At 45.6% G+C, this 9,857-nt stretch carries 8 protein-coding genes; 5 read left to right on the forward strand and 3 right to left on the reverse strand.

Annotated elements, in window-relative coordinates:
• Window positions 1-163: 163 nt before the first annotated feature.
• Both Q5076_RS06270 and Q5076_RS06275 read right to left on the reverse strand, forming a co-directional pair.
• Window positions 164-1,078, reverse strand: coding sequence for a helix-hairpin-helix domain-containing protein (locus Q5076_RS06270; protein WP_303011774.1), 915 nt, complete (start codon window positions 1,076-1,078; stop codon window positions 164-166).
• A complete protein-coding gene (locus Q5076_RS06275) occupies window positions 1,078-2,448 on the reverse strand; it encodes a sodium-dependent transporter (protein WP_303011776.1) in 1,371 nt (456 codons plus the stop codon). The genes Q5076_RS06270 and Q5076_RS06275 overlap by 1 nt, the downstream gene beginning before the upstream one ends.
• Window positions 2,449-2,551: 103 nt before the next feature.
• Here Q5076_RS06275 and Q5076_RS06280 point away from each other — a divergent pair, with 103 nt between their 5' ends.
• Window positions 2,552-2,950 carry a hypothetical protein gene (locus Q5076_RS06280; protein ID WP_303011777.1) on the forward strand — a complete coding sequence of 133 codons (399 nt, stop codon included), beginning with the start codon at window positions 2,552-2,554 and terminating at the stop codon, window positions 2,948-2,950.
• Window positions 2,951-2,984: 34 nt separating this feature from the next.
• Here the strand turns inward: Q5076_RS06280 and murF are convergent, their stop codons facing one another.
• Window positions 2,985-4,283: a UDP-N-acetylmuramoyl-tripeptide--D-alanyl-D-alanine ligase gene (gene murF / locus Q5076_RS06285; protein WP_303011778.1), complete on the reverse strand. Its 1,299-nt coding sequence runs from the start codon at window positions 4,281-4,283 to the stop codon at window positions 2,985-2,987.
• A gap of 90 nt (window positions 4,284-4,373) precedes the next feature.
• Between murF and folP the strand changes: the two genes are divergently transcribed.
• The 4 genes from folP (at window position 4,374) to Q5076_RS06305 (ending at window position 9,599) form a co-directional block, all read left to right on the forward strand.
• The gene (folP, locus tag Q5076_RS06290; RefSeq protein WP_303011779.1) at window positions 4,374-5,240 is read left to right on the forward strand and encodes a dihydropteroate synthase; all 867 of its coding nucleotides are present in this window, start codon (window positions 4,374-4,376) and stop codon (window positions 5,238-5,240) included.
• 74 nt (window positions 5,241-5,314) lie between these two features.
• Window positions 5,315-6,079 carry a diadenylate cyclase CdaA gene (cdaA, locus tag Q5076_RS06295; RefSeq protein ID WP_303011780.1) on the forward strand — a complete coding sequence of 255 codons (765 nt, stop codon included), beginning with the start codon at window positions 5,315-5,317 and terminating at the stop codon, window positions 6,077-6,079.
• Between the two features lie 175 nt (window positions 6,080-6,254).
• A complete protein-coding gene (locus Q5076_RS06300) occupies window positions 6,255-8,597 on the forward strand; it encodes a beta-galactosidase (protein WP_303011781.1) in 2,343 nt (780 codons plus the stop codon).
• A 36-nt stretch (window positions 8,598-8,633) separates the two neighbouring features.
• Complete coding sequence (locus Q5076_RS06305; RefSeq protein WP_303011782.1) at window positions 8,634-9,599, forward strand: glycoside hydrolase family 43 protein; 966 nt, start codon at window positions 8,634-8,636, stop codon at window positions 9,597-9,599.
• Window positions 9,600-9,857 lie beyond the last annotated feature (258 nt).

The following is a 9,857-nucleotide window of genomic DNA, read 5'->3' on the forward strand; positions in this document are numbered from 1 at the left end:
TAAAAATATATACCAAAGAGGGAGATGCTTGTATGTATTCTGCCTTTTAGCTATATATTTATAGTCGCTTCTCTACAGAAGTCTGTGAAGATGATAGTAGAGTGTTTGTTTTGTTTGTGTGTGATGCATTCTTGTCTGGTGTGATAGGAATGCATCTTTTTTATTAATCATAACAAATATAAGGTTCGAGATGTTCAAAATCAGTCTTAAGGAATTCGTCATACAATGATAGTTGCTTCATGTTTTTCAGTCTTCCTTTCTTCTTCCGGTATTCTGCGATAATCCTGGCCTGGTAGAAATTGATGTACGGATGATGCATCATTCGTTCTATACTTGCCGTGTTGACGTTTATACGGCGGATTTGTCCGGGATTGATGGAAAACCAGGGACGCAATATATTCGTTTTTAGATGAATTTCCTGTAACTGTTCTATTCGGTAAAAGCCTCCCAGGCGTTTCCGGTAATTTACAATCATCCGGGCGATGGCGCTTCCGATGCCGGGAATCTTTTTAAGTTCGGTGGTATCAGCTTCATTGAGCTCGATTACAGTACCGGACGGATATTTGAAAACCGTATCCCGCGGCACCTCTCTTACGGTTAATAACCGTACCGTATCTTTGGTTGCGGCATGTGTGGCAATATGGATGTAAGGAGATAGTTTTTGATATTGTTTTTCTGTAAGGCCGTATATTTTCCGGAAGTCTTCCGGATGGCGGAATTTCCCCTGTTTGTTGCGGTAGCGCAGGATATTCTTAATTATCCAGGGAGGTAATCCCAGTGACAGGAAAGTCAGAGAATCCGCGGTATTCGGGTCAAACCGTACGAGCTTGGTTTCAGGGAACGTACGAGTTTGCAGCGAGTTTCCGGCAGCCTCTTTCCGGGACTTCAACTCATTGACGGATGAAATGAACTGTTCGTAATCTTGCTTGAATTTCTCGTCTTCCTCAAACGGGTCTTTTGAGGAAACAGAATCTGTTTGTAATAGGCGGGGAATTGAAAATACCCCTATAACAAGAACGACAAGGACGATAACTCCTTGTCGTTCTGTTTTAGTGAAATAAAAAAAGTCTTTCCACATTATAATTTGATTAATCCCAGCTCATTGATGAATATCAGTGAAATAGCAACCGGGGAAACATATTTTAGAATAAAGATAATCAGCCTGTACACGGGCACTTTTATTGAACCGTCGTTAGTGATTTCCGACCAGACGATTTTTTTATCGAGATACCATCCGGTAAAGAGGGCGATGCAGAGCCCACCGAGCGGAAGCATGATTTTGGCTGTGACAAAATCGAAAAGGTCGAACATGCCCAACCCGAAGACTGTGAATTCTTTGGTTACTCCGAGTGACAGCGAACAGAAAATGCCGAGGAAGATACATCCGCCGGTAACCAGTTTGGCTGCTTTCCCGCGGGAGAAGTTAAACTCTTCGTGCAGATAGGCGGTCACTACTTCGTGCAAGGATATGGTGGAAGTCAATGCAGCCATTGCCAGCAATACGTAGAACATTACGGAAAACAGGTAAGCCAATACCGGTATTCCCCCGAATGCTTGCTGGAATACATTGGGCAAGGTAATGAAAATAAGGCTTGGACCGGAGTCCGGTTGTATGCCGACGGAAAAAGCCGCTGGAAAAATAATGAATCCAGCTAGTACCGCGACAAAGGTATCGATGATTCCCACGCTGAAAGCAGTCTTTGTCAGGTTAGTCTCTTTACTGAAATAGGAAGCGTATGTGCAGAGGCATCCCATTCCCAGGCTCAGAGAGAAGAAGGCCTGTCCCATAGCGCTTAAAAATACATTCCCGTTCACTTTGCTGAAATCGGGTTTCAGCAGGAACTCGATACCTGCGCCGGCTCCCGGCAGGGTAATCGAACAGGCAACCAGGATGACTATGATGATAAACAGTGTAGGCATCATTATCTTGGAAGACTTTTCAATGCCTTTTTCCACCCCTTTCACGATGATGAAATGAGTGAGCAGCAGGAAAGCGACCAACCAAGCGGTCGGTCGCCAGGGATTGCTGGAGAATGCTTGGAAAGAAGTGATGAATTCTTCGGACGTTTTCCCCGAAAAACCGTTAGTGGCAGCTTCAAAGATATATTCGAGCGTCCAGCCTGCCACTACTGTGTAATAACTGAGAATCAGGAATCCGGCGAGTACGCTCATTCGTCCTACCCAACGCCAATGAGTGCCGGGAGCCAGTTTTTGATAAGCTCCTGCCGTATTGGCTCTTGAGCGGCGTCCTATCAGGAACTCGGCAACCATGATGGGGAGCCCCAGCAGAAAGATACATCCCAGATAGATAAGTATGAAGGCGGCGCCTCCGTGGTTTCCGGTTTCGTAGGGGAACCGCCAAATATTGCCTAATCCTACTGCCGAACCGGCAGAAGCAAGTATTACGCCTAATTTACTTCCGAAATTTGCTCTGTCACTTTTTGCCATAAATCTTGTTTTCTCTTACAAATCGTTATAAAATGTACGTATAATTGTGCAAATATAGAAAATGATACTTATATTTGCACATAATCTGTAATATTATTTAGATATGCTATCGTATATTAAGAAATACCCTGTCTCACTTTTTATAATCCTGACAGTAATCTATCTTTCGTTTTTTAAACCGCCTGAAACGGATTTGAGCGAGATTCCCAACTTTGACAAATTGGTCCATATCGGCATGTATTTCGGTATGTCGGGGATGTTATGGCTGGAGTTTTTACGTGCGCACCGTCGTGATGAAGCGCCTTTGTGGCATGCATGGGTAGGCGCGTTTCTTTGTCCCGTATTGTTCAGCGGCTGTGTAGAGCTGTTGCAGGAATATTGCACCAGTTACCGCGGGGGAGACTGGCTGGATTTTGCCGCTAATTCCACGGGGGCGATACTTGCGAGCCTGATTGCGTATTACGTTGTCCGTCCCCGTATGATGAAATCAAATCAGCGGTAAGTGTCGGAAGGGCCGTTCCTGCGGATGTGTTTTTCTACAAATAATCCACTATGGAACTTAGCCTAATCCCGTTGGAACCCTTGATGAGAATGGTATGTCCTTTAGGCTTGCCGGTTTTCAGGTCTTTTATCAGTTCCTGCACATCTGTATAAGTCCTGAAAGAATGGCGGGCGGCGGCAAACTGTTCCCCAACCAGCCACACTTTCTCGAAATTATTCTTTTGTATGTAATCAATCACTTTCTGATGTTCATTCAGGCTTTCGGAACCCAGCTCGCGCATATCTCCCAATATCAGCATTTTGTGAGGAACTTCCATGTTCCGGAAATTCTCCAAGGCGGCTGTCATACTGGTAGGATTGGCGTTGTATGCGTCGATGATAAGTGTATTGTCCTCGGTTCTCTTGAGTTGGGAACGGTTGTTTTGGGGGACATACCCGGCCAGCGCTTTATCTATCGTGTCGGCTTCCACTCCCATAAAACATCCTATTGTGACGGCTGCCAGAGCGTTCGGAAAGTTGTATTCCCCGATTAACTGTGTTTGTACCTGATGAGGCTCACCGTTTCCGCCGGTTTTCCATTCGAAAGTCAGGTAAGGAGAATTGCTGGTGATGTGCCCATTGACATATAGATTGTTTTGAGTTCCGTAAGGTATTTGGCAGAGTCCTTCGGCTATACTCGTCAGATACGGATTGTCGTGGTGGATGAAAATCGTGGAATTACCCTTCTTTCGGAGAAAGTCGTATAATTCTCCCTTAGTCTTGACAATTCCTTCGAAGGACCCGAAACCTTCCAGGTGTGCTTTGCCTACGTTGGTGATGATGCCATAGTCCGGCTCGGCGATTTCACAGAGAAACCGGATTTCTCCCTGGTGGCTGGCGCCCATTTCTATGATGGCAATCTCATGTTCCGGTTTCAGCCGCAGCAATGTCATGGGCACACCGATGTGGTTGTTTAAGTTTCCCTGAGTGTAAAGTATGTGGTATGTCCGGGAGAGAACGGAAGAGATTAACTCCTTGGTCGTGGTCTTTCCATTGGTTCCGGTAATGCCGATGATACGTGTACCGAGTTGCCGGCGATGATAGTTCGCCAGTTGTTGCATGGTTTGCAGGCAATTGTCTACAAGGATATATCGGCAATCGCCTTCTATGGCGTATTCGGGCTCGTCGATAACAGCGAATGCGCAACCGTTCTGCAATGCGGACTCGGCGAATGCGTTGCCGTTGAATGATTCGCCTTTCAAGGCAATGAACAGCGAACCGTCCGGACAGTTCCGGCTGTCGGTGGTTACCGATTGGCAATCCAGAAAAATTTGGTAGAGAGCAGAAAGTTCCATAGGCCTTCTTTTATTTAAAAACGCTGCAAAGATAGATTATTCTTTCGGATTATTTCTCTACATTTGCAACAATCTAAAAGAATACAATCAATGATGAGACCGATGTTTCCTACTTATATTAATGTAAAAGGGCAGTTGCTCGACCTTTCCGTCCCGAAGGTGATGGGTATCCTGAATGTAACTCCCGATTCCTTTTATGCCGGCAGCCGGATGCAGACGGAGGAAGACATTGCCGCTCGTGCCCGCCAAATCATTGCCGAAGGTGCTTCCATTATTGATATAGGCGCCTATTCCTCACGTCCGAATGCGGAACACATATCGGCGGAGGAAGAGATGAAACGATTGCGTACGGGGTTGGAGATTCTGAATCGTAATCATCCGGATGCCGTAATTTCCGTAGATACGTTCCGCGCCGATGTAGCCGAATGGTGTGTGAAGGAATACGGTGTTGCCGTCATTAACGATATCGCCGCCGGCGAGATGGATAACCGGATGTTCCGGACGGTGGCAAGGCTGGGGGTGCCTTATATCATGATGCACATGCAGGGAACTCCTCAGGACATGCAGAAAGAGCCCCGTTATGAGAACTTGATAAAGGAAGTTTTCCTGTATTTTTCCCGTAAAGTCCAGCAATTGCGTGATTTGGGGGTGAAAGACATCATACTTGATCCGGGATTCGGTTTCGGGAAGACATTGGAGCATAACTACGAGCTGATGGCGCATCTTGAAGAGTTTCGTATATTTGAGCTCCCTTTGCTGGTCGGAGTGTCCCGAAAGTCGATGATTTATAAATTATTGGGAGGAACTCCGCAGGATTCTTTAAACGGGACAACCGTATTGGATACCGTTGCATTAATGAAAGGAGCGAATATCTTGCGGGTGCATGATGTGCGTGAGGCGGTGGAAGCTGTCCGGATTACGGAAAAAATAAAAGAAGAGAGTGGGTATGACGAATAGGAGAAGAGGAGGCGGATATTGGTTGCCGGTATTTCTTGTTCGTGATTAGTAATTTGTAATTAGTAACTGTTACCGTGTTTTTTGAGTTTGGCATAAAAGATTTTATTGATATCCTGCTGGTTGCTTTTCTGTTGTATTATACATACAAATTAATGAAGGCTTCCGGTTCCATCAAGGTATTCACCGGCATTCTGGTTTTTATCCTGATTTGGCTGGTGGTAACCCAAGTGCTGGAAATGAAGTTGCTGGGTTCTATCTTCGACACCTTGATGAATGTGGGGGTAATTGCGTTGATTGTCTTGTTCCAGGATGAAATCCGTCGTTTCTTGTTGACTCTGGGTTCTCACCGGCATATCAGTGCGCTTGCCCATTTTTTTAGCGGGTCAAAGAAAGAAGAGTTGAAGCATGATGACATAATGCCTGTGGTGATGGCCTGTCTGAGCATGGGAAAGCAAAAAGTCGGTGCATTGATAGTGATAGAACATAATACTCCTCTGGATGAAATAGTCCGTACGGGAGAAGTAATCGATGCTGCTATCAACCAGCGCCTGATAGAGAATATCTTTTTCAAGAACAGTCCTTTGCATGACGGGGCGATGGTTATCAGCAAGAAGCGGATTAAGGCGGCCGGCTGCATTCTGCCGGTTTCCCACGATTTGAATATTCCGAAAGAACTTGGTTTGCGCCATCGGGCAGCGATGGGGATTTCTCAACAGTCGGATGCCCATGCCATTATCGTATCGGAGGAAACAGGAGCCATTTCCGTAGCCTATCGCGGACAGTTCTATCTCCGTTTGAATGCGGAAGAGTTGGAAAGTTTGTTAGTGAAAGAAGATTGATTCATTGTAAACCCGTTGTCCCTGATTCCGGGAACAGTATAAAGCAAAAAAAGGCTCATTCGAGCCTTTTTTTGCTTTATTTCCATCCTTTTTTGAATGATAATTAGCCCTCCTCTTTTAGGTGAATCACCTACCTTTGCCGTATATAATTAAAATTCTATTTTAGAGATAAACCATGAAAAACAAAATTATTGCTTTACTGGTACTTTTTACTGTTATTTTCTTTAGTAGTGTTAGTGTGCATGCGCAGGCCATAGCCCGTAAATTCGAGGTCGGTAAGAATACATTCCTGTTAGACGGAAAACCGTTTGTCGTGAAGGCGGCGGAGTTGCATTATACCCGTATTCCCCAAGCTTATTGGGAACACCGGATAGAAATGTGTAAAGCGTTGGGAATGAATACCGTTTGCATCTATATCTTTTGGAATATCCATGAGCAGGAAGAGGGGAAGTTCGATTTCTCCGGTCAGAATGATATTGCCGCATTCTGCAAACTCGTACAGAAACACGGGATGTATGTTATTGTCCGTCCCGGACCTTATGTCTGTGCGGAATGGGAGATGGGAGGACTGCCTTGGTGGCTGCTGAAGAAAAAAGACATCGCTCTTCGGACACTCGACCCCTATTATATGGAACGGGTCGGTATCTTTATGAAAGAAGTCGGTAAACAATTGGCTCCCTTGCAGGTAAACAGAGGAGGAAACATCATCATGGTACAGGTAGAGAATGAATATGGTTCTTACGGCGTTAATAAGCCTTATGTGGCTGCCGTACGCGATTTGGTCCGCGAGTCGGGCTTTACCGGTGTACCCCTGTTCCAGTGTGATTGGAGCAGCAACTTCACGAATAACGCGCTCGATGACTTGATTTGGACGATTAATTTCGGAACAGGTGCCAATATTGACCAGCAATTCAAGAAACTGAAAGAAATTCGTCCTGAAACTCCACTGATGTGTAGCGAATTTTGGAGCGGATGGTTCGACCATTGGGGACGCAAGCATGAAACCCGCCCTGCGGAAGATATGGTACAAGGCATCAAAGATATGCTCGATCGGAATATCTCATTCAGCCTCTATATGACCCACGGAGGAACCACCTTCGGGCATTGGGGAGGCGCCAATAATCCGGCATATTCTGCGATGTGCAGCTCCTATGATTATGATGCCCCGATAAGCGAGGCGGGATGGACCACGGAAAAATACTTCCTGCTCCGCGATTTGTTGAAAAACTATCTCCCTTCGGGTGACACTTTGCCGGAAGTGCCTGCTGCCTTACCTGTAATCGAGATTCCCGAATTCCGTTTGACCCAAGTTGCCCCGCTTTTCTCAAACCTGCCGGAGTCCCGGCAGACGGTAGACATCCAGCCGATGGAACAATTCAATCAGGGTTGGGGAACTATCCTTTACCGGACCGTTTTATCCGACGCCGTTACTGCAGGAAGCACGTTGAAAATTACAGAAGTGCATGATTGGGCACAGGTATATGCCGATGGCAAGCTATTGGCGCGTTTAGACCGTCGCAAGGGAGAGTTTACCTTAACCTTACCCGCTCTGGAAAAAGGAACACGGCTGGATATTCTCGTAGAAGCGATGGGACGTGTAAATTTTGACAAGTCTATCCATGACCGTAAAGGTGTCACGGAAAAAGTGGAACTCATTTCGGGAAACCGGGCAAAGGAATTGAAAAACTGGACGGTATATAATTTCCCGGTAGACTATTCATTTGCCAAAGATAAAAAATACGATGAAATAAAAGCTCCGTCTGCCATGCCGGCTTATTATAAAGGTACTTTCAAACTTAATAAGACTGGGGATACCTTTCTTGATATGAGTACATGGGGAAAAGGAATGGTCTGGGTAAATGGCCATGCGATGGGGCGTTTTTGGGAAATAGGTCCTCAACAGACACTTTTTATGCCGGGTTGCTGGCTGAAAGAAGGAGAAAATGAAATATTGGTTCTGGATTTGAAGGGCCCTGAAGAAACCTCTGTTAAAGGCTTGAAGAAACCGATTCTCGACCTGCTACGTGAGAAAGCACCGAAAACTCACCGTAAAGACGGGGAGAAATTGAAGCTGGAAGGTGAAAAAGTGGTGTGCGAAGGCATCTTTACTCCAGGGAACGGATGGCAAGAGGTCTGTTTCGACGCCCCGGTGAAAGGACGTTATTTCTGCCTCGAAGCGCTCTCTCCGCAAACAAATGACAATATCGCGGCTGTTGCGGAGCTGGACGTACTAGGTGCTGACGGTAAGCCGGTTTCCCGCGAGCATTGGAAAATCCGTTATGCCGACAGTGAAGAGACGCGCAGCGGTAACCGTACTGCCGATAAGATTTTCGACCTGCAGGAATCCACCTTCTGGATGACAGTGGACAATGTGCCCTATCCTCACCAGTTAGTTATTGATTTGAACAAAGAAGAGACCGTAACGGGATTCCGTTATCTTCCCCGTGCAGAGAAAGGGTATCCGGGTATGATTCGCGAATATCGCATATATGTAAAACCCGTTGATTTCAAGTATTAATCAGATAAAGAATAAAAGATGAAAACAAGGACGAACATGAAAAAATACGCATTCCTTTTAGTACTCCTCTTTGTGGGAGTAACGGCCGGATATGGCCAGTATGCAGGTTATCTTTTTGTTTATTTCACCGGAAACCGGATGAGTGAGGAGGCGGTCCGGATGGCTGTCAGCCTTGACGGCTATAATTACAAAGCCTTGAACGGTAACCGACCGGTGCTTGATTCCCGCGTAATCAGTTCGACGGGTGGGGTACGCGACCCTCATATTCTGCGCGGTGAGGACGGGAAAACATTTTATATGGTGGTTACCGATATGGTATCCGGTAATGGCTGGGATTCCAACCGTGCTATGGTGTTACTGAAATCGAAAGACTTAATACACTGGACGTCCAATATTGTCAATATCCAGAAGAAATATCCGAATCAGGAAAACCTGAAACGGGTGTGGGCTCCGCAAACCATTTATGATAAAGAAGCCCGGAAATACATGGTTTACTGGTCAATGCAATATGCCAATGGTCCGGATGTCATCTATTACGCCTACGCGAACAAGGATTTCACGGATATAGAAGGCGAGCCGAAACCGTTATTCCTTCCGAAAAACGGAAAGTCGTGCATCGATGGAGACATTATCTATAAGGACGGGCTGTACCATTTGTTCTATAAAACGGAGGGAAATGGAAACGGTATCAAGAAAGCCACGGCTTCTTCCCTCACTGCCGGTCAATGGACAGAGTCGGACGACTATAAGCAGCAGACAAAAGAAGCGGTGGAAGGGTCGGGAATTTTCCCGTTAATAGGGACGGATAAGTACATCCTGATGTATGATGTTTATATGAAAGGAAAATACCAGTTTACGGAAAGTTCCGATTTGGACAATTTCAAGGTAATAGACCATGCCGTCAGCATGGATTTTCATCCTCGCCACGGTACTGTCATGCCGGTTACTCAAAAAGAAATAAAACGCCTTTTCAAGGCATACGGTAAGCCGGAAGGCTTTTAATCCGGGAATTTTACCTACGGATATATTTTTCTTCTGTAAAGAATCTCTTTTTCTGTCCATGCTGATGAAAAAGGGATTCTTCGTTTCATTTTGGATGAGGCGAGACGGGAAGATAGTCGGAAAGCAGTTCCGGTTATCTACGGAATGATATGCCATATCGACAAAAGTGTAAAAAATACGCTTGTTTACTTGTTTCTTATATATTTTTAAGGTGAGTTCTATCAATTCAATTTATCCTCTTGTATCAGACAGCAGAAC

This window comes from uncultured Bacteroides sp. (assembly GCF_958445495.1).
GTDB lineage: Bacteria > Bacteroidota > Bacteroidia > Bacteroidales > Bacteroidaceae > Bacteroides.

What these genes read in the sequence shown, in the direction of transcription:
- Q5076_RS06300 (WP_303011781.1), top strand. Translation starts at nt 6,255, where the DNA reads ATGAAAAACAAAATTATTGCTTTACTGGTACTTTTTACTGTTATTTTC.
- murF (WP_303011778.1), bottom strand. Translation starts at nt 4,283, where the DNA reads ATGGAACTTTCTGCTCTCTACCAAATTTTTCTGGATTGCCAATCGGTA.
- Q5076_RS06280 (WP_303011777.1), top strand. Translation starts at nt 2,552, where the DNA reads ATGCTATCGTATATTAAGAAATACCCTGTCTCACTTTTTATAATCCTG.
- folP (WP_303011779.1), top strand. Translation starts at nt 4,374, where the DNA reads ATGATGAGACCGATGTTTCCTACTTATATTAATGTAAAAGGGCAGTTG.
- Q5076_RS06305 (WP_303011782.1), top strand. Translation starts at nt 8,634, where the DNA reads ATGAAAAAATACGCATTCCTTTTAGTACTCCTCTTTGTGGGAGTAACG.
- Q5076_RS06270 (WP_303011774.1), bottom strand. Translation starts at nt 1,078, where the DNA reads ATGTGGAAAGACTTTTTTTATTTCACTAAAACAGAACGACAAGGAGTT.
- Q5076_RS06275 (WP_303011776.1), bottom strand. Translation starts at nt 2,448, where the DNA reads ATGGCAAAAAGTGACAGAGCAAATTTCGGAAGTAAATTAGGCGTAATA.